Here is a 20,288-nt window from a genome sequence, read left to right as displayed (position 1 = left end):
CCCGCCGCCCTCACCTGCGTACGGGCCGGGGGCCAGGAGGCGTCGTGCCGTCACCGTCGGCCCCTTCCGCGTCGGCCCTGCCCGCAGTGGCGGCCGAGGTCAGCCACCGGGTGCCCGCCCCGGCCGGCCCTGTCCCGGTCCTGGCGCCCGGCCGCACCCCCACCCTCTCGGCCCACGTCCGCGCGCGCCCGCCCGCCCGCCACGCTCCAATGGACGCAGGAGCGACCGCGCCCGGGAGGTGGAGCAGTGACCGCGCCCCCCGACGACTGCCTCGCCCGCAACGACTGGATCTGCGGCGACTACCTCTCCTCCCGCCGCTCGATCCTCTGGGACGCCGTCGTCCAGCACCTCCAGCTGACCGCCGTCTCCGTCGTCGTCGGGCTGGCCCTCGCCCTCCCGCTGGCCATCGCCGCGCGGCGCTGGCGGTGGGCCGCCGGACCCGTACTCGGGCTCACCACCGTCCTCTACACCATCCCCTCCCTCGCGATGTTCTCGCTGCTCCTGCCGGTGTACGGACTCTCCGCCACCCTCGTCGTCGCCGGACTCGTGCTGTACTCACTGACCCTCCTCGTACGCAACATCCTCGCGGGCCTGCGGGCCGTGCCCGAGGACACCCGGCAGGCCGCGCGCGGGATGGGGTACGGGCCCGTACGCCTGCTCCTCGCCGTGGAGCTGCCGCTCGCCCTGCCCGCCGCGATGGCGGGGCTGCGGATCGCGACCGTCTCCGCCGTCTCCCTGGTCACCGTCGGCGCCATCGTCGGCTACGGCGGGCTCGGCAACCTCATCTACTCCGGGATGAACACCTACTTCAAGGCGCAGGTCCTGACCGCCTCCGTCCTCTGCGTCGTCATCGCCGTCGCCGCCGACCTCGTCCTCCTCCTCGCCCAGCGGCTGCTCACCCCCTGGACCCGGGCGGTACGCGCATGAACACGCTCTCCGACGCCTGGTCCTGGCTCACCAGCTCCGCCCACTGGCACGGGGAGAACGGCATCTGGCACCGGCTCGGCGAACACCTCTGGCTCACCGCGCTCTGCCTCGTCCTCAGCTGCCTTCTCGCGCTGCCCGTCGCCCTCGTCCTGGGCCACCTCGGCAAGGGCGGCGCCCTCGCCGTCAACCTCTCCAACATCGGCCGGGCCGTGCCCACCTTCGCCGTGCTCGTCCTGCTGCTCCTCACCCCGCTCGGCCGGCACGGCGAGGCGCCCACCATCGTCGCCCTCGTCCTCTTCGCCGTGCCGCCGCTGTTGACCAACGCCTACGTCGGGATGCGCGAGGTCGACCGCGATGTCGTCCGGGCCGCGCGCGGCATGGGGATGACCGGCGGCCAGATGCTCCGGCGGGTCGAACTGCCCCTGGCGCTGCCGCTCGTCCTCACCGGCGTCCGGATCGCCGCCGTGCAGCTCGTCGCCACCGCCACCCTCGCCGCGCTCGCGGGCGGCGGCGGACTGGGACGGATCATCACCGCCGGGTTCAACCTCGCCTCCACCCCGCAGGTCGTCGCCGGGGCCGTCCTCGTCGCCGTCTTCGCGCTGCTGGTGGAGGCGGTCTTCGAGGTCGTCCAGCGGCTGGGGCCGGTGTGGGCGAGGGGCGGGTCCGCATGAGGGCCCGGCGGTCCCGGGCCAGAGCCCGGCTCGCCCTGGCCTCCGGACTGCTCGCCGCGACCTCCCTCACCGCCTGCACCACCGGCCCCGCCCTGGAGAACCAGGGCGCCGTCACCGCACCCCCCGGCGACAGCAGACACCTCACCATCGGGACCGCCGGGTTCACCGAGAGCGATCTGCTCGCCCAGATGTACGCCCTGCTGCTCGACCGCGCCGGGTACCGCACCAAGATCCTCTCAGTCACCAACCGCGAGCTGTACGAGCCCGCCCTGGAGGCCGGGCAGATCGACGTCGTGCCGGAGTACGCGGCGACCTTCGCCGACTGGCTCAACGCCAAGGCGCACGGTCCGGACGCGCCCCCGGTCGGCTCGCCCGACCTGGCCACCACGATGAAGGCCCTGCGCGCCCTGGCCGCCCCGCGCGGTCTCACCGTTCTCGACCCCGGCCGGGCCGTCGACCAGAACGCCTTCGCCGTGACCGCCGCGTACGCCCGCCGCCACCGGCTGAAGACGCTCAGCGACCTGGGCGCGGCGAAGCTTCCCGTACGGCTCGCGGCGGGGGACGAGTGCGTGCAACGGCCGTACTGCGAACCGGGGTTGAAGAAGACGTACGGCATCGACATCACCGCCGTCGACCCCAAGGGCGTAGGCACCACCCAGTCCAAGCAGGCCGTGCAGAACGGGCAGGACCAGATGGTCCTCACCACGACGACGGACGCCACCCTGGACGCCTTCGGGCTCGTCCTGCTCGCCGACGACCGGCACCTCCAGAACGCCGACTACATCGTGCCCGTCGTCAACCGGTCGCGGGCCGGGAGCGAGGGGGTGACGCGGGCGCTGGGCGCGCTCAACACCGTGCTGACCACCGCCGACCTGGCGCGTCTCAACGAGCGGGTGGACAGCTGGCGGCGGCTGGCGACGGACGTGGCCAGGGACTACTTGGTGTCGAAGGGTCTTCTGCGGCCCTGAATGCGGTCCCGCAGCCGGTCCTTGCCGCGCCGGTGCAGCCGCCGCTGGACGTGCCCGGCCGCGCGCTCCGCCGGCAGCGGGTCCTCCGGATCGTCGGCGCTCTCCTGGACGCACACGTGGACGTGCACGTCGTGCCAGCCGTCCGCGTGCAACTGGGCGCTGCGGCGGGTGCTCTCCGTCGGGAAACCCGACTTCAGGGCGACCCGGCAGGCGGCGTGGTTGGCCATCGGGTGGGCGATCTCGATCCGGTGCAGGCCCACCGTGTCCAGCGCCCACGAGGCCAGCGCGGAGACCGCGGCGGGCGCCGCGCCCTGGCCGCGGACCGAGGGCAGGATCCAGTACCGGCATTCGGAGCGGCCCACCGCCAGGTCCAGGCAGCACAGCGCGACCCAGCCGACCAGGGCACCGTCCGAGGCGCGCGCCACCGCCCAGTGCGCGTCCGTCTCGGCCCGCCAGCCCTGCCGCCAGCGCGCGATCCACCCCCGGGTCTCGATCTCGCAGTCCGCCCGGCGCCGCGTCCAGTGCTGGATCGCCGGATCCTGGTACGCCTGGTAAACGAATGACGCGTCGTCGAGTTCCCAGGGCCGCAGGAACAGACCGGCGGATACCGCCAGGGCCGGTTGGTCGGACCGTCCGAGGCGGCCTGCCGGGACAACGGCAGGGACCAGCTGGGGCATGGGCCCATCATGGCAGTGGATCGGCGCCGAAGGGGGCCGCTCCCGTGGACGGTCCGCCCCGGTTTTTCACGTCCACACGTTCACGTCCGTACGGAAGCGGCGGGGGAGCGTACGGGACTGGACGGGAGCGTACGGAAAGTGAGGGGTCCGTGCCGGTGCCGGACCCCACAATGGAGCCACGTGGAAGTACGGGCAGCGAAGGGCGAGAGGGACACGAAGGCATGGATCACGACGAACTCATCAGCCGGTTCGCGACACTGACCACCGCGCACGTGGCGGACGCGTGCCTGCGCGCACGCGTGCCGGTGCGGTGCGCGCCGCCCGTCCTGCGTCCCGTGGTGGACGGTGGACGCGTGGCCGGGCGGGTGGCGCCGGCGCGGCACGTCGGCAGTGTCGACATCTTCCTGGAGGCGTACGAGCGGGCCGCACCCGGTGATGTCCTGGTGGTCGACAACGGAGGGCGGCTCGACGAGGCGTGCGTGGGGGACCTGGCCGTCCTGGAGGCCGAGAACGCCGGGCTGTCCGGCGTGGTGATCTGGGGTCTGCACCGCGACACGGCCGACATCCTGGCGATCGGGCTGCCGGTGTTCAGCATGGGCGCGACCCCGACCGGGCCGCAGCGGCTGGACGGCCGTCCCAAGGACGCCCTGGAGGCGGCCACCGTGGGGGAGTGGACCGTCGGCCGCGAGGACGTGGTGTTCGGGGACGACGACGGTGTGCTGTTCGTGCCCGCCGACCGGGCGGCCGAACTCCTCACCGTGGCGGAGACGATCCGCGACACCGAGCGCCTTCAGGCGGAGCGCATCCGCGCGGGCGACTCCCTGCGTGAGCAGGTGCGGTTCACCCGCTACCTCGCCGACCGCGAGGGCAACCCGGCGCTCACGTTCCGCGAACATCTGCGCGCGGTCGGCGGGGCTATCGAGGAATAGGACGGGCTACCCGCGGAGGGCGCGCCTCACCGGGCGCGCCGTACATCTCAGTACACGGTGAACCTCGTGACAGCAGCCGGACACATGACCGGTTTCAACTCGGCCCGTCCGGCAACCCGTTCGACATGTCCAGACGCTATGGCGGGAACCCAGCAGCGACGATCATCCTCATCATCGCGGACATCACCGCGGTGATCCTGATCCTGTGGATCGTCTTCCACCTCTTGGACGCCAACACCGCGAACGACCTGGTGTCCTGGGTCCACCACGCGGCGAACTGGCTCTCGGGCTGGTCGCGTGACATGTTCAACGTCGAGTCGGACGACTGGCGCACGATCCTCAACTACGGGCTGCCCGCAGTGGTGTATCTGCTGGTCGGCCACGCGGTGGCGGGTCGGGTCAACCGGTCGTAACCCCCTGCGGCGGTCACCGGCCGCCCGTCCGCCCTCACCTCACCGGCCGTCGTCCGCGACGACGCGACCAGCGCACGGCGAAGAAGGCCACGTCGGCCACCAGGACGACGACGCCGATCGCCAGCAGATAGCCCAGGCCGTGCGCGACCGCGCCGATCAGTCCCAGGACGACGGCCACGAGGATGAGGAACAGGAACATCGCCATGAGCGGCCATCTCCTTCGTCGGGGAGCCCTCCCTCGGCCCCTCGGTACGGGGCGGTGGGCTCGGCGGGGCTACCGGCGGGCCAGCCGGCGCTCGCCGGACGCGCCCGGGTGGTACTCCAGGTCGTAGTACTGGAAGATCGCCTCCTCCTCTTCGGCGGGCAGCACGTCGTCCGTCCCGATGGACGGGGCCTGCCGGACCTGGGCCCGGGGATACGGGACCTGGACGTAGTGGGGGCCGAGGACCGCCTCCCCGACGGGGACGAAGACCAGGCGGCGACGGGTGGGCAGGCCGGTCAGGACGGTGGCCACGGCCGGTTCGTCGGTGCCGGTGTCCACGTACACCGCTTCGAGCACCCCGATCCTGTGCCCCTTGGGATCCACCACGGCCTCGTTGCGCCACTCGCGGACATCGGCAGCGGTGATCATGGCGGGTTTCCTTCGGTAGGGACCGTTGGGGACCGTTCGAGGCCCCCGGCGGGCCTCCGCCCTTCCAGCCTGCCCCCGATCGCGCCCGGCCGCCATGCCCACCGCACCCACCGGTCGGCGGGACGGGCCACGGCCCGCGCCGGTCCACCGACCCGGAGGGCTGCCGGAGCGGCACGCGGGCCAGGGCGTCGGGCCCCTACGCATCCGCCACGGAGTCGAACTCCACCTCCTCCCGCGCCACCCCCTGCGCATCCGCGTCCACCGACCTGCGCAGCGCCTCGTGCAGCTTCGCGGGGGTCAGGACGCCCGCGAAGTGGGCGCCGTCCAGGACGGCGACCCAGCCCGCGTCGTACTGGAGCATCCCGCTGAACGCCTGCTTCAGCGGGGCGCCCAGCGGCACCCAGGCCTCCATGCGGCGGGCCAGGTCCGCCACCGTGGCCGGGGTGCCGGCCAGCGCGAGCTCCTCCGTGGAGGCCCAGCCGTGGAGCTCACCGGAGGCGTTGAGGACGACCGCCCAGCGCGCCCCGGTCCCGCGCAGCCGCGCGGCGGCCACGGCGGCGGGCTCGTCGAGGCGGGCGAGCGGGGGCTGCTCCAGGTCGGCCTCCTCGACGGTGGTGACCGACAGCCGTTTCAGGCCCCGGTCCGCGCCCACGAACCGCGCCACGTACGGGGTGGCCGGGGCGCCCAGGACCGCCGCCGGGGTGTCGAACTGCTCGATGCGGCCCTCTCCGTACACCGCCATCCGGTCGCCCATCCGCACCGCCTCCTCGATGTCGTGCGTGACCAGCAGGACGGTCTTGCGCACGGTCGCCTGGAGGCTCAGGAACTCGTTCTGGAGGCGCTCGCGCACCACTGGGTCGACCGCCCCGAACGGCTCGTCCATGAGCAGCACGGGCGGGTCCGCCGCCAGCGCCCGGGCCACGCCGACGCGCTGGCGCTGCCCGCCCGAGAGCTGGGCCGGGTAGCGGGAGCCGAACGTCCCGGGGTCGAGGCCCACCAGGTCGAGGAGCTCGGCCGCCCGCGCCCGCGCCTTCGCCCGCTTCCAGCCCACCAGCGCCGGCACGGTCGCCGTGTTGTCCAGGACCGTGCGGTGCGGGAACAGGCCCACCTGCTGGATGACGTAGCCGATGCGGCGGCGCAGCTTCACGGGGTCGAGCGAGGCGATGTCCTCGCCGTCCACCAGGATGCGGCCGGACGTCGGCTCGATCAGGCGGTTCACCATCATCATGGTGGTGGTCTTGCCGCAGCCCGAGGGGCCGACCAGGGTGACCAGTTCCCCCTCGGCCACCTCGAAGGACAGGCCGTCGACGGCGGTCGTGCCGTCCGGATACACCTTGCTGACCCGCTCGAACCTGATCATGGACCCACGCTAGGAGCCCCGCCGCCCCTGCGCACACGGACGGCCGCCGGGGGAGTGCGCCGGGCGGACGGCCGGATGCCGCCGGGCGGGCGGAGCGCCGACCGGCCGGTGTGATCCACTGGGCCGGCCCGGATCCACGCCGAGACCAGGAGCCCGTCCCCTTGACCACCGCCGCCGCGCCCGCCTACCGCCAGCCCGGAACCGTCCTCCTCGACCACCGCTTCGCCGTACCGCTCGACCACGCCCGCCCCGACGGCGAGCAGATCGAGCTCTACGCGCGCGAGGTCGTCGCCGCCGGCCGCGCCGCCGAACGGGAGCGGCTGCCCTGGCTGCTGTATCTGGAGGGCGGTCCCGGCTTCGGCGCCCGGCGGTTCATCGGGCGGCAGGCCTGGCTCGGGCGCGCGCTGCGTGACTTCCGGGTGCTCCTGCTCGACCAGCGCGGCACGGGCCTGTCCACTCCCGCCAACCGCCAGACCCTCCCCCTGCGCGGCGGCCCCCGTGAACAGGCGGACCACCTCACCCACTTCCGCGCCGACTCCATCGTCAGGGACTGCGAGCTGATCCGCCGCCGGCTCACGGGCGGCGCGCCCTGGACCGTCCTCGGCCAGAGCTTCGGCGGGTTCTGCGCCACCCACTACCTCTCCACCGCGCCCGAGGGCCTGGCCGCCGTCCTGATCACCGGCGGACTGCCCTCCCTGGACGCCCACGCCGACGACGTGTACCGGGCGGCCCACCCGCGCATCGAGCGCAAGAACGCCGCGTACTACGCCCGCTATCCGCAGGACGTCGAGCGGGTGCGCCGGATCACCGAGCACCTGATCGGCGAACCCGCCGTCCTGCCCGGCGGATACGTGCTGACCCCGGCGGCCTTCCAGTCCCTCGGCATCCTCCTCGGCGGTGGCGACGGCGCCCATCAGCTGCACTACCTCCTCGAAGACGCCTTCGTGCGCACCGCCGCCGGGCCCGCGCTCTCCGACGCCTTCCAGGAAGGCGTGCGGGCGGCCCTCTCCTTCGCCGCCCACCCCCTGTACGCCGTCCTCCACGAGGCGATCTACGCCCAGGACGCCCGCCCCACCGCCTGGTCCGCCGAGCGGGTCCGCGCCGAGTTCCCCCCGTTCTGCGCCGAGAAGGCCCTCGCCTCGGACGGGCCGGTCCTGTTCACCGGTGAATCCGTGCACCCCTGGCACTTCGAGGCCGACCCCGCGCTGCGCCCCCTGCGCGAGACGGCCGAGCTGCTGGCCGCCCGCACGGACTGGACGCCGCTGTACGACACGGCCGCGCTCGCCGCCAACGAGGTGCCGGTGGCCGCCGCCGTCTACCACGACGACATGTACGTCGACACCGCGCACTCGCTCGCCACCGCGCGCGCGGTGCGGGGGCTGCGCACCTGGGTCACCGACGAGTACGAACACGACGGCGTACGGGCGGGCGGCGAGCGCGTCCTGGACCGGCTGCTCGCCCTCGTACGCGGTGAGGTGTAGCCGTCACGCGACGCTGGGACGTGGCGCGGCGACGCCGCCTCGGGCTCGTAAGCTGCGGCTATGACAACGGAGTTGCAGCAGTTGGAAGAGATGCCGGACGACTGGCAGCGCGCCCTCGCGGTCGTCGCCCACCCGGACGACCTGGAGTACGGGTGCGCCGCGGCGATCGCCGGATGGACGGACGCGGGCCGTGAGATCACCTACGTGCTCGCCACCCGTGGCGAGGCGGGCATCGACGGCATCGACCCCGCCACGTGCGGGCCGCTGCGCGAGCGGGAGCAGCGCGCGAGCGCGGCCGTCGTCGGCGTCTCGGCGGTGGAGTTCCTCGACCACCGGGACGGGGTGATCGAGTACGGACTCGGCCTGCGCCGGGACATCGCGGCCGCCATCCGGCGCCACCGCCCCGAGCTGGTCATCACGCTCAACCACCGGGACACCTGGGGCGGGGTCGTCTGGAACACGCCCGACCACCGGGCCGTCGGCCGGGCCACGCTCGACGCGGCCGGGGACGCCGGCAACCGCTGGATCTTCCCCGAGCTCACCGAGCAGGGCCTGGAGCCGTGGAACGGCGTGCGGTGGGTGGCGGTGGCCGGATCCGACTCCCCGACCCACGCGGTCGACGCCACCGCCGGGCTGGAGCGGTCGGTGGACTCCCTGATGGAGCACCGCAGTTACATCGAGGGCCTCACCGACGAGGAGCCCGAGACCTACTGCCGCACCTTCCTGACCGCCAACGCCGAGCGCGCCGCCGCCCGCTTCGGAGGCCGCCCGGCGGTGCCGTTCGAGCTGTTCCCCCGGTAGGGGAAGGGAGCGGGGCCGGGCGGGACCTTCCCGTCCGGCCCCGCCACCACCTATCCTGACGGGGCGTCAGTTTCCTGTTCTGCTACGGGATGGGGGCCCGGAGTGATCGACACCCTCGACCGGGAGATCCGGGACGGCGAGGAGCGGATACGTCTGGAGGTCACCGGGCAGGGGCTCGGCATCCTCACCCTCTGCCGCCCCGAGAAACTCAACGGCTGGAGCTGGGAGTCCAGCCGCCAGCTCGGCGTCCTCGCCGACCGCCTCCGCTTCGACGACGCCGTGCGTGCCGTCCTGCTGCGCGCCGAGGGACGGTCCTTCTGCGCCGGGATCGATGTCACCGCCCCGGGCGGCGCCATCACCGGCCGCTCCCCGGCCGAGCGCACCCACCGCTACCACGAGGGCATCCGCTGGGTCCACGAGCGCTTCGCCGCGTTCGCGCGGCTGCCGCAGCCCGTGGTCGCGGCTGTCCAGGGCCACTGCCTCGGCTTCGGATTCGAACTCGCGCTCATGGCCGACATCCGCGTCGCCGCGCGGGACGCGGTGTTCGCGCTGCCCGAGACGGGGATCGGGGTCGCCGTGGACGCGGGCGGCGACCTGCGGATCGCCCGGGACGCGGGCGCGGGCTGGGCGAAGCTCCTGGCGCTCACCGGCCGCCGGATCGACGCGCCCACCGCCGAACGGCTCGGGCTCGTCCAGCTCGTCGCTCCCGCCGACGAGCTGGAGAGGCAGGCGCGGACGCTCGCCGACGAGATCGCGGCCAACGCCCCGTTCGCCGTGCGGGCGGTCAAGCGGAACATCGACGCGTTCGCCGACGCCGGTCTGGCCGAAGCCCTCGACCGTACGGCCCTGGCCGCCGCCCTCACCCTCACCTCCGAGGACGCCCGCGAGGGCTACACGGCGAAGGCGGCGCGCCGCCCGCCGACGTTCGAAGGAAGGTGACGGCGAGGCGGCTCACCTCCCGAACGGCCCGCGCCCCAACTGTTCCCGTACGGGCGTCACCGGCGCCGCGACCACCGTGCGGCGCTGCCAGTTCGCCCCGTCCACCACCAGCGTGTGGCCGCTGATGAAACGGGCGTACGGGGACGCCAGGAAGGTCGCCGCCCAGCCCAGCTCCCGGGGCTCGCCGACCCGTAACGCGGGCTGCCGGGCGTCGAGTTCACCGCGCCCGGCCGCCGTGTCCAGCCCCGCCCGGATGGCCCCGGGCATGTCCGGGTGCGGGAAGAGCCCCGGTACGAGTCCGTTGACCTGGATGCCGTAGGGCCCCCACTCCACCGCGAGCGTCTCCACGAGGGTGCGGACCCCGGCCTTCGCCGCCGCCGAGTGGGCGAACCCCGGACCGCCGGTCCAGGCGTACGACGCCCCCACGTTGATCACCGACCCGGGTGTCCCGGCCGCGAGGTGGCGGCGGCCGAACTCGCGGGTCGTGAACCACGTACCGGTCAGCGTGGTGTCCACGACCGCGCGCCAGGCGTTGGGTGACAGGTCCTCGGCGGGGCAGGGGAAGTTGGCGGCCGCGCTGTTGACGAGCACACCGGGCAGCCCGGCTTCGTGCTCGGCCCGGTCGAAGGCGGCGGCGACCGCCTCCGGCTCCCGTACGTCGCAGACGGCCGCGGTCACGCGTCCGCCGAGCGCCGCCAACTCCCCCCGCGCCGCCGCCAGCCGCTCCTCTCCGCGCCCCAGGATCACCAGGTCCGCCCCCAGCCGGGCGAACTCGGCGGCCATGGCCTTCCCGAGCCCGGAGCCGCCGCCCGTCACCAGGACGACGGTCCCCTCGTACGTCCCCGGCGGGAGGGCGCTGGCGCCCGGCGGGGGAGGGGCGGGCAGGCCGGGGAGCGGGGTGGCCGGGGGTGCGGTGTCGTCCGTCATGGGCGCATCCCTACCGGCAATACCCCCAATACTCCAGGCGCGGCGCAGGGGTGCCCGGCGGCCTCGACCGGCCGCACCGGTCGCGTACGGCCGGATTGACAATCCCCTTTGCCGAATCTGCAATGGGCGGATGGACGAGGAACGCGCACTCGACGACGTGCTGACCGAGGTCGGCCCCCGGCTCCGGCGGATCCGCAAGGAGCGCGGGGCCACGCTCGGGGACCTGTCGGCGGCGACCGGGATCTCCGTCTCCACGCTCTCCCGCCTGGAGTCCGGGCGTCGGCGGCCCAGCCTGGAGCTGCTGCTGCCGATCGCCCGCGCCCATCAGGTGCCGCTCGACGACCTGGTGGGTGCCCCGCCCGTCGGGGACCCCCGGGTGCGGGCCAAACCGATCGTGCGCGGCGCGAAGACCATGGTGCCGCTCACCCGCCAGCCCGGCGGGCTCCAGGCGTACAAGGTGGTGGACCGGGGCTCGGCCTGTCCGCCGGAGCCCCGTATCCATGAGGGGTATGAGTGGCTGTACGTGCTGGCGGGGCGGCTGCGGCTGGTGCTCGCCGGGAACGACGTGGTGCTGGGAGCGGGGGAGGCGGCCGAGTTCGACACCCGGCTGCCGCACTGGTTCGGGCCGGCCGGGGACGCGCCCGTGGAGTATCTGAGCCTGTTCGGGCCGCAGGGGGAGCGGATGCACGTCCGGGCGCGGCCCCGGAGCGGGGGCTCGTAACGGGTGAGGGCGCCCGTCGCCTGTGCCTTCACGTCCCCTGATTCTTACTGACACCTGTGCCGCCCCGGCACCCGTTCCTTCCCGGACCTGTTCCCTCAGCGGCAAGCGACCGCTTAGTATGCGATGCGCAAGGGTACGCAGCACCTACGGCGCGTGGAGGCCCCGAATGCAGGCATGGCGAGTGCACGAGAACGGCGAGCCCGGTGAGGTGATGCGCCTCGAAGAGGTCGAGCCCCCCACCCCGGGCCCGGGGCAGGTGCTGCTCAAGGTGCGCGCCGCGAACATCAACTTCCCGGACGCGCTGCTGTGCCGGGGGCAGTACCAGATCAAGCCGCCGCTGCCGTTCACCCCGGGGGTGGAGATCTGCGGGGAGACCGAGGACGGGCGGCGCGTCATCGCCAACCCCGTGCTGCCCTTCGGCGGCCTCGCGGACCATGTCGTCGCCGACGCGGCCGCCCTGCTGCCCGCGCCCGACGCGCTCGACGACGCCGAGGCCGCCGCCCTGCACATCGGCTACCAGACCGGCATGTTCGGCCTGCACCGCCGGGCGAACCTCCGGGCGGGCGAGACGCTGCTGGTGCACGCGGCGGCCGGGGGCGTCGGCAGCGCGGCCGTCCAGCTCGGCAAGGCGGCCGGGGCCAGGGTCATCGGCGTGGTCGGCGGGGCCGACAAGGCCGCCATCGCCCGGGAGCTGGGCTGTGACCTGGTCATCGACCGGCGCGGCGAGGACATCGTGGCGGCCGTGAAGGACGCCACCGGCGGGCGCGGCGCGGACGTGGTCTACGACCCGGTCGGCGGCGACGCGTACGCCAAGTCCGCCAAGTGCGTCGCCTTCGAGGGCCGCATCCTCGTCGTCGGCTTCGCCAGCGGCAGCATCCCCGCGCCCGCCCTCAACCACGCCCTGGTGAAGAACTACTCGATCGTCGGACTGCACTGGGGGCTGTACGCGCAGAAGGACCCCGCGTCCATCCTGCGCTGCCACGAGCAGCTGACCGAGCTCGCCGCCAAGGGCGCCGTCAAGCCGCTGATCAGCGAGCGCGTGCCGATGCGGGACGCCGCCGCGGCCGTCCAGCGGGTCGCGGACGGCACCACCACCGGCCGCGTCGTGGTGCTCCCGGACGGAGCGGGCCGATGAGCGAGCGCAAGCCCGACGCGGCGGAACTGCGCGCCCTCACCCGGGAATTGCTGGCCGCCCACCCGCCCGCGACCACCGAGGCGCTCGACTTCCTCCGGGCCCGCTTCGACGCCGGGCTCGCCTGGGTGCACTACCCGGTGGGCCTGGGCGGGCTCGGGGCGCCGCGCTCGCTCCAGCCGGTCGTCGACGCGGAGCTGACGGCGGCGGGCGCGCCCGACAACGACCCGCGCCGGATCGGGATCGGCCTCGGGATGGCCGCGCCGACCGTGCTCAAGTACGGCACCGAGGAGCAGAAGCGGCGGTTCCTGCGGCCGCTGTGGGTCGGCGAGGAGGTGTGGTGCCAGCTGTTCAGTGAGCCGGGCGCCGGCTCCGACCTCGCGGCGCTGGGCACCCGGGCCGTGCGCGAGGGCGAGGACTGGATCGTCAACGGGCAGAAGGTGTGGACCTCCAGCGCCCATCTCGCGCGCTGGGCCATCCTGATCGCCCGCACCGACCCCGGCCTGCCCAAGCACCAGGGCATCAGCTACTTCATCTGCGACATGACCGACCCCGGGGTCGAGGTGCGCCCGCTGCGCCAGATCACCGGCGAGGCCGAGTTCAACGAGGTCTTCCTCACCGACGTCCGCATCCCCGACGCCCACCGCCTCGGCGCGGTCGGCGAGGGCTGGAAGGTCGCGCAGACCACGCTCATGAACGAGCGCGTCTCCATCGGCGGGATGCGGCTGCCCCGTGAGGGCGGCATGATCGGGCCGGTCGCGCGGACCTGGCGCGAGCGCCCCGACCTGCGCACCCACGACCTGCACCAGCGGCTGCTCACGCTCTGGGTGGAGGCCGAGGTCGCCCGCCTCACCGGGGAGCGGCTGCGCCAGCAGCTGATGGCCGGCCAGCCAGGACCCGAGGGCTCGGGCATGAAGCTCGCCTTCGCCCGCCTCAACCAGGAGATCAGCGGCCTGGAGGTCGAACTCCTGGGGCAGGAGGGCCTGCTGTACTCCGACTGGACCATGCGCAGGCCCGAACTGGTCGACTTCACCGGCCGGGACGCCGGCTACCGGTACCTGCGCTCGAAGGGCAACTCCATCGAGGGCGGCACCAGCGAGGTGCTCCTCAACATCGTCGCCGAGCGCGTCCTCGGGCTGCCCGCCGAGCCGCGCAACGACAAGGACATCGCCTGGAAGGACCTGGCCCGATGACCGAGACCGCTCCCGACCTGCTGTACTCGGAGGCCGAGGAAGACCTCCGGGCCGCCGTGCGCTCCCTGCTGGCCGACCGCACCGACACCCCGTCGGCGCTCGCCCGCGCCGAGTCCGACACCCCCTACGACCCGCGCCTCTGGCAGGCGCTCGGCGCCGAGATGGGGCTCGCGGGGCTGCTGGTGCCGGAGAAGCTGGGCGGCCAGGGCGCCGGGCACCGCGAGGCCGCGGTGGTTCTGGAGGAGATCGGCCGGAGCGTCGCCCCGGTCCCGTACCTCACCAGCGCCGTCGTCGCCACCGAGACCCTGCTCGGCCTCGGCACGGCCACCCCCGAAGTGGCCTCGCTGCTGTCCGATTTGGCGTCCGGGCGCAGGACGGCGGTGCTGGCCGTGCCCTTCTCGTACGGGCCCGGCTCGCTGCGGCCGTGCGACGGGCTCGCCGGGACCGTACGGACCGTGGCGGACGCCGCCACCGCCGACGTCCTGCTCGTGCCGACCGCGCAGGGCCTGCACGCGGTCGAGGCGGGCGAAGCGGCCCTGACCGCGCTCACTCCGCTCGACCTCACCCGCCCGCTCGCCGACGTCTGCCTCGACGGGGCGCGCGGCACGCTCCTCGCCGACGCGGACACCGGCCTGGCCGCCGCGCGCCGGGGCCTGCTGGCCGGGGCCGGGCTGCTCGCCTCCGAGCAACTGGGCGTCGCCGAGTGGTGCCTGACGGAGACCGTCGCGTACACCCGGGACCGCAAGCAGTTCAACCGGCCCGTCGGGTCCTTCCAGGCGCTCAAGCACCGGATGGCGCAGCTGTGGTTGGAGGTGGTGTCGGCGCGGGCCGCGGCGCGCAACGCGGCCGACGCGCTGGCGACCGCGAGCCCGGACGCGCCGCTCGCGGTGGCGGTCGCGCAGGCGTACTGCTCACGGGTCGCGGTGCGCGCGGCCGAGGAGTGCGTGCAGTTGCACGGCGGCATCGGGATGACGTGGGAGCACCCGGCACACCTCTACCTCAAGCGGGCCAAGTCGGCGCAGAGCGCGCTGGGTTCGGCCGGGGAGCACCGCGCGTCGGTCGCAGAGATCGTGGGGCTGCCCGGACCCGCGTAGTCCGCGACGAGTGTCCCGTTTTTGACCACCCCTTTGCGTACTGTTTAAATGGCGAGCTGTTGCGAGCCATTCGCAATAACAGTCGATCTTCAATAAGGGGTGTGGGGCATGGCGGCCCGTTCGATCCGCGGGGCGATACGAGGAGCGGGCGCCGCGGCGCTGGCCGGAGCACTGGCCCTCACCGCGGTCGCCTGCTCCAACCCCGGCGAGGGCGGGCAGAGCGGCGCCAGGGACTCGGCGGTCGTCGGCATCGCCTACGAGCCCGAGACGCTCAGCCCGCTCCTCGGCTACGGCAAGGACGGCAACTCCAAGATCTTCGACGGGCTGCTCACCCTCGACGCGGACATGGCGCTCAGGCCCGCGCTCGCCGTCGCGCTGCCCGAGGTGAGCGCCGACCGGCTGACCTACACGTACAGGCTCCGCAAGGGCGTGACGTTCAGCGACGGGAAGCCGTTCACCGCCAAGGACGTCGTCTTCACCTACACGACGATCCTCGACCCGAAGACCAACAACCCCTCCAAGGGCGAACTCGACGCCATCAAGGACGTGCGCGCCGAGGGCGACGCCACGGTGGTCTTCACCCTCAAGTACCCCTACGCGCCGTTCGCCCAGCGCACCGTGCTGCCGATCGTGCCCGAGCACATCGCGGGCAGGCAGGATGTCAACACCGGCGCCTTCGCCACCGCCCCCGTGGGCACCGGGCCGTACAAGCTCCTCAAGTGGTCGAGGAGCGAGAAGATCGCCTTCGAGGCCAATCCGTCGTACTGGGGCGGCGCGCCCAAGGTGAAGAAGTTCACCATGGCCGTCATCAAGGACGACGACGTGCGCGCCACCCGGCTGCGCTCCGGCGACCTCGACGGTGCCATCCTGCCGCCCGCCCTCGCCCAGGGGTTCGCCAAGGACAAGCACAAGAAGACCTGGACGGCGAAGACCTACGACTACCGCAACGTGACCCTGCCCACCGGCAACAAGGTCACCGGCGACACCGCCGTGCGCCGCGCGCTCGACCTCGCCGTCGACCGGCAGGCGATGGTCGACAAGATCCTCGACGGCGCGGGCAAGCCCGCCTACGGGCCGGTGCCGACCGGCAGCCCCTGGTTCGCCAAGGGCACCGAGCGGCCCCACGACCTCGCCGGGGCGAAGAAGATCCTCGACGAGGCGGGCTGGAAGCCCGGCCCCGACGGCATCCGCGAGAAGGACGGCGTCCGCGCCGCCTTCCCGCTCTGGTACCTCTCCGGCGACAAACTCCGCCAGGACCACGCCCTCGCCTACGCCTCCGACGCCAAGAAGGCGGGCATCGCGGTCACCACCCGGTCCGGCACCTGGGAGGTCATCGAGCCGAAGATGAAGGACGAGGCGGTCCTCGCGGGCGGCGGCTCGCCCGCCGACCCCGACTTCGACCAGTACACCCTGCTCAAGTCCTCCCTCGCGGGCGACGGCTTCAACAACATGGCGTGGTACACCGACCCGGCCGTCGACAAGGCGCTCGACGAGGCCCGCCGAAGCGGTGACACCGCCGTGCGCAAGGCCGCCTACGACACCATCCAGCGCGAACTGGTGAAGGACCCCGGCTACACCTTCCTCACCCACATCGACCACCTCTACGTCGTGTCCGACCGCTGGGACGGGCTGTCCACCCAGACCGAGCCGCACGACCACGGCCTCGCCTCCGGGCCCTGGTGGAACGTCGAGACCTGGGCGCCCAAGAAGTGAGCCGCCGCCTCCCCTGGGGGCCGATGGCACGGATGGCGGGGCGGCGGACCCTGTTCGCCGCCCCCGTCCTGCTCGTGGTCACCTTCGGCGTCTTCGCCGTGGCCGCCGCCTCCCCCTTCGACCCGGTCAAGGCCTACGCCGGCACCGCCGGCCTCACAGCCTCGCAGGACGACCTCGACCAGCTGCGCGCCAACCTCGGCGTCGACCAGCCCCTCCTCACCCGCTGGTGGAACTGGCTGACCGCGGCCCTCACCGGCGACCTCGGCGACTCCACCGTCCTGCGCCAGCCCGTCGCCGACGTCATCGGCGAACGGCTCGGCTGGTCGGTGCTGCTCGCCGCCACCGCCTTCCTCGTCGCGGTCCTCCTCGGCACCGGGCTCGGCGTGCTCGCGGCGCGCCGCCCGGGCGGCCTGCTCGACCGGGCCGTCAGCTCCCTCGCGTACACCCTGGAGGCCGCACCCGCCTTCTGGCTCGGACTCCTCGCCATCTGGTTCTTCGCGCTGAAGCTGGACGTGCTGCCGGCCGGCGGACTGACCGACACGGCCAGCGACACCGTCACCACCGGCCAGGTCACGAGCCACCTCGTGCTGCCCGCCGCCGTCCTCGGCATCTCCCAACTGCCCTGGTTCTACCTGTACGTACGCCAGGGCGTCGCCGACGCGCTGGAGGAGGACCCGGTACGCGGGGCACGCGCGCGCGGACTGAGCGAACGGACCGTCCTGCTCGGCCACGCCCTGCGCTCGGGCATGCTGCCGATGCTCACCCTCGTCGGCTCCCGCGTGCCCGAACTCATCACCGGCGCCCTGCTGGTGGAGACCGTCTTCAGCTGGCCCGGGATCGCCGCCGCCACCGTGCAGGCCGCGACCTCCGTGGACTTCCCGCTGCTCGCCGCCCTGACCGTGCTCGCCACCGCCGCCGTCCTGCTCGGCAACCTCCTGTCGGACCTGCTGTACGGCCTCGCCGACCCGAGGGTGGGCTTCGATGGCTGACACCCCCGAGCTCCGATGGCGCGCGCACGGCCGCGTGCGCCGCTCCATCCGGACCCTCAAGGTGCGCACCTCGGCCGTGATCCTCGCGGCGGCCGTCCTCGCCGTCCTCCTCGTACCGCCGCTGGCCCACCTCGACCAGCAGGCCGTCGACCTCTCGCACAAGCTCCTGCCGCCGTCCCCCGAGCACCCGTTCGGCACCGACGACGTAGGCCGCGACCTCCTGCTGCGCAGTGTGTACGGGCTGCGGATCTCGCTGCTGGTCGGTGTGGTGGCCGCGCTGGTCGCCACCTTCGTCGGCACGGTCGTCGGCGCCGCGTCCGCCGCCCTCGGCGGCTGGACCGACCGGCTGGTCATGCGGCTCGTGGACGTGTTCTCCTCGGTGCCGCACCTGCTGCTCGGCATCTTCGTGGTCGCCATGTTCCGGCCCGGGGTGTGGCCGGTGATCTCCTCGGTCGCCCTGACCCACTGGCTGTCCACGGCCCGGATCGTGCGCGCCGAAGTGCTCTCCCTGCGCTCGCGCCCCTACATCGACGCGGCGGTCTCCGGCGGCGCCTCCCGGCTGCGGGTGACCCTGCGCCATCTGCTGCCGGGCGTGCTGCCGAAGGCCGGGCTCGCCGCGGTGCTGATGGTGCCGCACGCCATGTGGCACGAGTCGGCGCTCTCCTTCCTCGGCCTCGGCCTGCCCAGCCACCAGGCCAGCCTCGGCAACCTCGTCCAGTCGGCCCGCGGCTCGCTGCTCACCGGCCACTGGTGGCCGACCCTCTTCCCCGGCCTGCTGCTGATCATCCCGACCCTCGCCGTCGCGGGGCTGGCCGGCGCCTGGCGCGAACGCCTCGACCCGCGCCGCCGATCGGAGCTGATGCTGTGACCACGGTCCTCGCGGTACGCGGCCTGTCCGTACGCTTCCGGATGCGCGGCGGGCACCACGTCGCCGCCGTCACCGAGGTCTCCTTCGACCTGGCGGCGGGGGAGTGCCTGGCCCTGGTCGGCGAGAGCGGCTGCGGCAAGTCCGTCCTCGCCTCCGCCCTGCTCGGCCTGCTGCCCGGCAACGCCGAGACGGCCGGGAGCGCCGTGCTGCACGGCGGCGGCGACCCCCTGGACCTGCTCGCGGCCGACGAACGCACCCTCGCGCGTACGGTACGGGGGCGCCGCGTCGGTCTTGTACCGCAGAGCCCGGCCGCCCACCTCACCCCGGTGCGGACCGTACGGGCCCAGCTCGCCGAGACCCTGCGCGAACTCACCCGCACCCCGCGGCGCGAGCTGCGCGCGGCGACGGAGGCCGCCGCCGCGCGGGCCGCCTTCCCGCCCGGCCACCTCGACCGCTACCCGCACGAGCTGTCCGGCGGCCTCGCCCAGCGGGCCGCGACCGCGCTCGCCCTCGTCGGGGACGCGCCGCTGCTGCTGGCGGACGAGCCGACGACCGGCCTCGACCGCGACCTGGTGGACCGCACGGCCGACGAACTGCGCCGCACCGCCGACGAGGGCCGGGCGCTGCTGATGATCACCCACGATCTGGCGGCGGCCGAGCGGATCGCCGACCGGGTGGCCGTGATGTACGCCGGGCGCGTCGTGGAACTCGCCGACGCCACCTCGTATTTCGGCGGGAGCGGACCCCGTCACCCGTATGCTCGGGGTCTGCTCGACGCGCTTGCGGAGCGGGCGTTCACGCCCATTCCCGGGATGCCGCCCGAGCTGGGCGACCTCCCGGAGGGCTGCGCGTTCGCTCCCCGCTGCGAACGGGCCACCGACCGGTGCGGCACCCTGCCCCCGTTCGACGGCCAGGTCGCCTGTCACCACCTGGAGGAGCCCGGCCGTGCTTGACCTGAAGAACATCACCGCCGGGTACGAGCGCGGCCGCCCCGTCGTCCGCGAGGCGAGCCTGACCGTCGCCCCCGGCGAGGCGGTCGGCCTGCTCGGCCCCAGCGGCTGCGGCAAGTCCACCCTGGCCCGGGTCGCGGCGCTGCTGCACCGGCCGGACAACGGCACGGTCACCCTCGACGGCGCCCTGGTCACCCAGTGGCGCCACCGCGCCCCGCGCGCGCGGCGCACCGCGGTCGGGGTCGTCTTCCAGTCGCCCCGGCTCGCCGCCGACCCCCGGCTGCGGCTGCGCGACCTGGTAGCCGAGCCGCTGCGCGCGACCGGCCGCAGGATCGAGGTCCGCGAGCGCGTCGACGAACTGGCCGACCTGGTCGGCCTCGGCGGCGACCTGCTCAACCGCCGCCCCCACGAGGTCAGCGACGGCCAGCTGCAGCGCGCCTGCCTGGCCCGCGCCCTGGTCCTGCGCCCCCGGCTGCTGGTCTGCGACGAGATGACGGCGATGCTGGACGCCTCCACGACGGCGGCCCTGGTGGCGGTGGTCGAACGCTACCGGCGCGAGACGTCCGCCTCGCTCCTGGCCGTGGGCCACGACCGCACCCTGCTGGCGCGGTGGTGCGACCGGGGAGCCGAGTGGGGCGAGCTGTCGCAGTAACGTGCCTGCTGGGGACGGGTCCTGAGGGCGGCTCGCCGCCGCGTCCCGGCCCGCCCCCCGCGGGCGACGACTCCTCCCGTGCGCGTCCCCGTCACTCCTGTGGACACCCCGCAAGGGTGCCGGTTGTCTGTGCGGGGCGGCCGGCGCCCCGGCTGCGGCTCGGCGGGCGTACGCGTCGCCGGGCCCCCTCCCGGAGAAGACCGCCCGGGTGACCGCCGGGATGACCAGCCGGCGAAGTACCGGCCAACTCTG

At 73.9% G+C, this 20,288-nt stretch carries 22 protein-coding genes; 17 read left to right on the top strand and 5 right to left on the bottom strand.

The window, feature by feature from the left end; translation table 11 throughout:
- Positions 1-246: 246 nt before the first annotated feature.
- From ABZ404_RS24010 to ABZ404_RS24000, 3 genes are read left to right on the top strand one after another with little or no spacing between them, the layout of a single operon-like run.
- Positions 247-927 (top strand): ABC transporter permease, encoded by a 681-nt coding sequence (locus tag ABZ404_RS24010; RefSeq protein WP_358831267.1) that lies wholly within the window; start codon positions 247-249, stop codon positions 925-927.
- Positions 924-1,598, top strand: coding sequence for an ABC transporter permease subunit (locus ABZ404_RS24005; RefSeq protein ID WP_358831266.1), 675 nt, complete (start codon positions 924-926; stop codon positions 1,596-1,598). The genes ABZ404_RS24010 and ABZ404_RS24005 overlap by 4 nt, the downstream gene beginning before the upstream one ends.
- On the top strand, positions 1,595-2,566 hold the full coding sequence (locus ABZ404_RS24000; RefSeq protein ID WP_358831265.1) for an ABC transporter substrate-binding protein: 972 nt from the start codon (positions 1,595-1,597) through the stop codon (positions 2,564-2,566). The genes ABZ404_RS24005 and ABZ404_RS24000 overlap by 4 nt, the downstream gene beginning before the upstream one ends.
- On the opposite strand, the gene ABZ404_RS23995 is transcribed toward ABZ404_RS24000, so the two are convergent.
- Complete coding sequence (locus ABZ404_RS23995) at positions 2,533-3,243, bottom strand: GNAT family N-acetyltransferase (protein WP_358831264.1); 711 nt, start codon at positions 3,241-3,243, stop codon at positions 2,533-2,535. The two genes, ABZ404_RS24000 and ABZ404_RS23995, sit on opposite strands and share 34 nt — an antisense overlap.
- Before the next feature lie 221 nt (positions 3,244-3,464).
- Here ABZ404_RS23995 and ABZ404_RS23990 point away from each other — a divergent pair, with 221 nt between their 5' ends.
- Positions 3,465-4,172 (top strand): RraA family protein, encoded by a 708-nt coding sequence (locus ABZ404_RS23990; RefSeq protein WP_358831263.1) that lies wholly within the window; start codon positions 3,465-3,467, stop codon positions 4,170-4,172.
- Positions 4,173-4,297: 125 nt separating this feature from the next.
- On the top strand, positions 4,298-4,585 hold the full coding sequence (locus ABZ404_RS23985; RefSeq protein WP_358831262.1) for a hypothetical protein: 288 nt from the start codon (positions 4,298-4,300) through the stop codon (positions 4,583-4,585).
- Positions 4,586-4,619: 34 nt separating this feature from the next.
- Here the strand turns inward: ABZ404_RS23985 and ABZ404_RS23980 are convergent, their stop codons facing one another.
- The 3 genes from ABZ404_RS23980 to ABZ404_RS23970 form a co-directional block, all read right to left on the bottom strand.
- A complete protein-coding gene (locus ABZ404_RS23980; RefSeq protein WP_358831261.1) occupies positions 4,620-4,790 on the bottom strand; it encodes a hypothetical protein in 171 nt (56 codons plus the stop codon).
- Between the two features lie 69 nt (positions 4,791-4,859).
- Positions 4,860-5,216: a PRC-barrel domain-containing protein gene (locus ABZ404_RS23975; RefSeq protein WP_358831260.1), complete on the bottom strand. Its 357-nt coding sequence runs from the start codon at positions 5,214-5,216 to the stop codon at positions 4,860-4,862.
- 196 nt (positions 5,217-5,412) lie between these two features.
- The gene (locus tag ABZ404_RS23970; protein WP_358831259.1) at positions 5,413-6,576 is read right to left on the bottom strand and encodes an ATP-binding cassette domain-containing protein; all 1,164 of its coding nucleotides are present in this window, start codon (positions 6,574-6,576) and stop codon (positions 5,413-5,415) included.
- A 161-nt stretch (positions 6,577-6,737) separates the two neighbouring features.
- Here ABZ404_RS23970 and ABZ404_RS23965 point away from each other — a divergent pair, with 161 nt between their 5' ends.
- From ABZ404_RS23965 to ABZ404_RS23955, 3 genes are all read left to right on the top strand, one after another.
- Entirely contained in the window at positions 6,738-8,057 is a 1,320-nt protein-coding gene (locus ABZ404_RS23965) for an alpha/beta fold hydrolase (protein ID WP_358831258.1), read from the top strand.
- Between the two features lie 60 nt (positions 8,058-8,117).
- A complete protein-coding gene (locus ABZ404_RS23960) occupies positions 8,118-8,858 on the top strand; it encodes a PIG-L deacetylase family protein (protein WP_358831257.1) in 741 nt (246 codons plus the stop codon).
- Positions 8,859-8,960: 102 nt separating this feature from the next.
- Positions 8,961-9,797 (top strand): enoyl-CoA hydratase/isomerase family protein, encoded by an 837-nt coding sequence (locus tag ABZ404_RS23955; protein WP_358831256.1) that lies wholly within the window; start codon positions 8,961-8,963, stop codon positions 9,795-9,797.
- 12 nt (positions 9,798-9,809) lie between these two features.
- On the opposite strand, the gene ABZ404_RS23950 is transcribed toward ABZ404_RS23955, so the two are convergent.
- The gene (locus tag ABZ404_RS23950) at positions 9,810-10,724 is read right to left on the bottom strand and encodes an SDR family oxidoreductase (protein ID WP_358831255.1); all 915 of its coding nucleotides are present in this window, start codon (positions 10,722-10,724) and stop codon (positions 9,810-9,812) included.
- 130 nt (positions 10,725-10,854) lie between these two features.
- Here ABZ404_RS23950 and ABZ404_RS23945 point away from each other — a divergent pair, with 130 nt between their 5' ends.
- The 9 genes from ABZ404_RS23945 to ABZ404_RS23905 all read left to right on the top strand — a co-directional run bounded on the left by ABZ404_RS23945 (position 10,855) and on the right by ABZ404_RS23905 (position 20,036).
- Positions 10,855-11,445: a helix-turn-helix transcriptional regulator gene (locus ABZ404_RS23945; RefSeq protein WP_358831254.1), complete on the top strand. Its 591-nt coding sequence runs from the start codon at positions 10,855-10,857 to the stop codon at positions 11,443-11,445.
- Positions 11,446-11,611: 166 nt separating this feature from the next.
- Positions 11,612-12,580: an NADPH:quinone oxidoreductase family protein gene (locus tag ABZ404_RS23940; protein WP_358831253.1), complete on the top strand. Its 969-nt coding sequence runs from the start codon at positions 11,612-11,614 to the stop codon at positions 12,578-12,580.
- Positions 12,577-13,770, top strand: a complete 1,194-nt coding sequence (locus ABZ404_RS23935) for an acyl-CoA dehydrogenase family protein (RefSeq protein ID WP_358831252.1) — start codon at positions 12,577-12,579, stop codon at positions 13,768-13,770. The genes ABZ404_RS23940 and ABZ404_RS23935 overlap by 4 nt, the downstream gene beginning before the upstream one ends.
- Positions 13,767-14,864: an acyl-CoA dehydrogenase family protein gene (locus ABZ404_RS23930; RefSeq protein WP_358831251.1), complete on the top strand. Its 1,098-nt coding sequence runs from the start codon at positions 13,767-13,769 to the stop codon at positions 14,862-14,864. The genes ABZ404_RS23935 and ABZ404_RS23930 overlap by 4 nt, the downstream gene beginning before the upstream one ends.
- Before the next feature lie 108 nt (positions 14,865-14,972).
- Positions 14,973-16,577, top strand: coding sequence for an ABC transporter substrate-binding protein (locus ABZ404_RS23925; RefSeq protein ID WP_358831250.1), 1,605 nt, complete (start codon positions 14,973-14,975; stop codon positions 16,575-16,577).
- A gap of 23 nt (positions 16,578-16,600) precedes the next feature.
- Positions 16,601-17,566 carry an ABC transporter permease gene (locus ABZ404_RS23920; protein ID WP_358831249.1) on the top strand — a complete coding sequence of 322 codons (966 nt, stop codon included), beginning with the start codon at positions 16,601-16,603 and terminating at the stop codon, positions 17,564-17,566.
- Positions 17,559-18,434, top strand: a complete 876-nt coding sequence (locus ABZ404_RS23915; RefSeq protein WP_358831248.1) for an ABC transporter permease — start codon at positions 17,559-17,561, stop codon at positions 18,432-18,434. Before ABZ404_RS23920 ends, ABZ404_RS23915 begins: the two co-directional genes overlap by 8 nt.
- Before the next feature lie 41 nt (positions 18,435-18,475).
- Positions 18,476-19,387, top strand: coding sequence for an ABC transporter ATP-binding protein (locus tag ABZ404_RS23910; RefSeq protein ID WP_358831312.1), 912 nt, complete (start codon positions 18,476-18,478; stop codon positions 19,385-19,387).
- A complete protein-coding gene (locus tag ABZ404_RS23905) occupies positions 19,380-20,036 on the top strand; it encodes an ATP-binding cassette domain-containing protein (RefSeq protein WP_358831247.1) in 657 nt (218 codons plus the stop codon). The genes ABZ404_RS23910 and ABZ404_RS23905 overlap by 8 nt, the downstream gene beginning before the upstream one ends.
- Positions 20,037-20,288 lie beyond the last annotated feature (252 nt).

The organism is Streptomyces sp. NPDC005878 (assembly GCF_040629815.1).
Lineage (GTDB): Bacteria > Actinomycetota > Actinomycetes > Streptomycetales > Streptomycetaceae > Streptomyces.
The sequence above is the reverse complement of the archived record's forward strand: the minus strand, read 5'-3'. Positions and strand labels throughout refer to the sequence as shown.

Excerpts from the sequence above, each read along its gene's own strand:
- ABZ404_RS23920 (WP_358831249.1), top strand. The coding sequence starts at position 16,601 with ATGGCACGGATGGCGGGGCGGCGGACCCTGTTCGCCGCCCCCGTCCTG.
- ABZ404_RS23940 (WP_358831253.1), top strand. The coding sequence starts at position 11,612 with ATGCAGGCATGGCGAGTGCACGAGAACGGCGAGCCCGGTGAGGTGATG.
- ABZ404_RS23925 (WP_358831250.1), top strand. The coding sequence starts at position 14,973 with ATGGCGGCCCGTTCGATCCGCGGGGCGATACGAGGAGCGGGCGCCGCG.
- ABZ404_RS23990 (WP_358831263.1), top strand. The coding sequence starts at position 3,465 with ATGGATCACGACGAACTCATCAGCCGGTTCGCGACACTGACCACCGCG.
- ABZ404_RS24005 (WP_358831266.1), top strand. The coding sequence starts at position 924 with ATGAACACGCTCTCCGACGCCTGGTCCTGGCTCACCAGCTCCGCCCAC.
- ABZ404_RS23935 (WP_358831252.1), top strand. The coding sequence starts at position 12,577 with ATGAGCGAGCGCAAGCCCGACGCGGCGGAACTGCGCGCCCTCACCCGG.
- ABZ404_RS23950 (WP_358831255.1), bottom strand. The coding sequence starts at position 10,724 with ATGACGGACGACACCGCACCCCCGGCCACCCCGCTCCCCGGCCTGCCC.
- ABZ404_RS23970 (WP_358831259.1), bottom strand. The coding sequence starts at position 6,576 with ATGATCAGGTTCGAGCGGGTCAGCAAGGTGTATCCGGACGGCACGACC.
- ABZ404_RS23975 (WP_358831260.1), bottom strand. The coding sequence starts at position 5,216 with ATGATCACCGCTGCCGATGTCCGCGAGTGGCGCAACGAGGCCGTGGTG.
- ABZ404_RS23980 (WP_358831261.1), bottom strand. The coding sequence starts at position 4,790 with ATGGCGATGTTCCTGTTCCTCATCCTCGTGGCCGTCGTCCTGGGACTG.
- ABZ404_RS23985 (WP_358831262.1), top strand. The coding sequence starts at position 4,298 with ATGTCCAGACGCTATGGCGGGAACCCAGCAGCGACGATCATCCTCATC.
- ABZ404_RS24000 (WP_358831265.1), top strand. The coding sequence starts at position 1,595 with ATGAGGGCCCGGCGGTCCCGGGCCAGAGCCCGGCTCGCCCTGGCCTCC.
- ABZ404_RS23910 (WP_358831312.1), top strand. The coding sequence starts at position 18,476 with ATGCGCGGCGGGCACCACGTCGCCGCCGTCACCGAGGTCTCCTTCGAC.
- ABZ404_RS23930 (WP_358831251.1), top strand. The coding sequence starts at position 13,767 with ATGACCGAGACCGCTCCCGACCTGCTGTACTCGGAGGCCGAGGAAGAC.
- ABZ404_RS23960 (WP_358831257.1), top strand. The coding sequence starts at position 8,118 with ATGACAACGGAGTTGCAGCAGTTGGAAGAGATGCCGGACGACTGGCAG.
- ABZ404_RS23945 (WP_358831254.1), top strand. The coding sequence starts at position 10,855 with ATGGACGAGGAACGCGCACTCGACGACGTGCTGACCGAGGTCGGCCCC.
- ABZ404_RS23995 (WP_358831264.1), bottom strand. The coding sequence starts at position 3,243 with ATGCCCCAGCTGGTCCCTGCCGTTGTCCCGGCAGGCCGCCTCGGACGG.
- ABZ404_RS23915 (WP_358831248.1), top strand. The coding sequence starts at position 17,559 with ATGGCTGACACCCCCGAGCTCCGATGGCGCGCGCACGGCCGCGTGCGC.